At 51.8% G+C, this 1,175-nt stretch carries 1 pseudogene; it reads left to right on the top strand.

Annotation, left to right across the window (positions count from 1 at the left end):
* Window positions 1-135: 135 nt before the first annotated feature.
* Window positions 136-1,175 (top strand): annotated as a pseudogene (locus tag QR64_RS26400) (hypothetical protein); the annotation flags it as partial.

Here is a 1,175-nt window from a genome sequence, read left to right as displayed (position 1 = left end):
GAGACCGCTCAGGCCGGCACGCGGTCCGCGCGAAAGATTGAGGCTAGCGTCGACAAATCCACTTCTCAGAGACATACAGCAGTTCTGACCCGACTCGCCCCCTGCGCTGTCAGTGCAGCGCGCTAGCTTCCGCGCATGTCACTGATCAACCCAAAAAGTCAGCTCCTGCAGTCCTTGGAGCAAGTCGCGCTCATCGTCCGCTCGATGTCTACGACGTTGAAGGGATGTGAGGAAGTCGGGACCGTCCCAAACATGCCTCCCTATTTTTTTCGCAGTCTTGCGACTACGCCACCTTTTGCGGTTTTCCTCAATGCGAGGGACAGCGGACTAACTCCCAAGGACAGTCCTCTAGAAATTGCTGCATCTCCTGCAATCGCTGCGGTGGAACGGATCGTCCGATCCACTACTCCAGCTGAACTCCAAAAGAACCTGATCTTTTTTAGTGAGATTGAAAAAGATGTTCGAGCCGCAGTAAGTGAAGCATCATATTCTGGAGAGTCTCCTGAACAAGTGATGGAAGAGCTCAAGGAAGACTTTATTCTGACTCTAACCCTGACTTTGACGGGCCACTCCCGGGTGCTGGAATTGGTTAATAAATGGGAGACTGATTCTCAAAAGCAGGCAAGGAGGGGTCACTCAGATCGCAGGGATTATTACGACTTCCGGACGTTCGAGCTGGTTTCTGAAGACGGCCCTGACCGGGTACACATGGAACGATTCCGGGCTTCCATTGAGGCAGGGATGTCGACCTTTGTACTGGGAGAAGGGCTTGTAGAAACCGATCACACACCACCGGTTCAGACTGCGTTATACGGGCAGTGGTTCACCTACATTCATTCGCTTTGGGAAGATACCTATCGCGAACGGTTGGCACAGGCATATGGTCCCGCTCCTGACGGTGAACCATGGTTGGCAGGAGATATTAGATCCCAGTTTTTTGCTGACATTCGAAACATCCGAAATGACTTCGTACACAGCGCAGGGCGGGCTGGTCGATGCCTCAAAAACAAAATAATTACCGGATTCGAGAAGGGAAGTCCTATCAATCTGAGCACTGTGCAGATGATGGGGTTAATTGATCGTTTCCCTGAAAAAGAGCTAAAATGTCCGCCCTCAAAAAGATCGGGACCTGCCTCAAGGACAAACCTCGCTTGGACAGCGTCCAAGGAATTAGC

The organism is Rhodococcus sp. Chr-9 (assembly GCF_000801125.1).
In the GTDB taxonomy this organism is placed as follows: Bacteria; Actinomycetota; Actinomycetes; order Mycobacteriales; family Mycobacteriaceae; genus Rhodococcus; species Rhodococcus pyridinivorans.
Note: the sequence above shows the minus strand (reverse complement) of the source record. Positions and strands in the feature narration are given on the sequence as shown.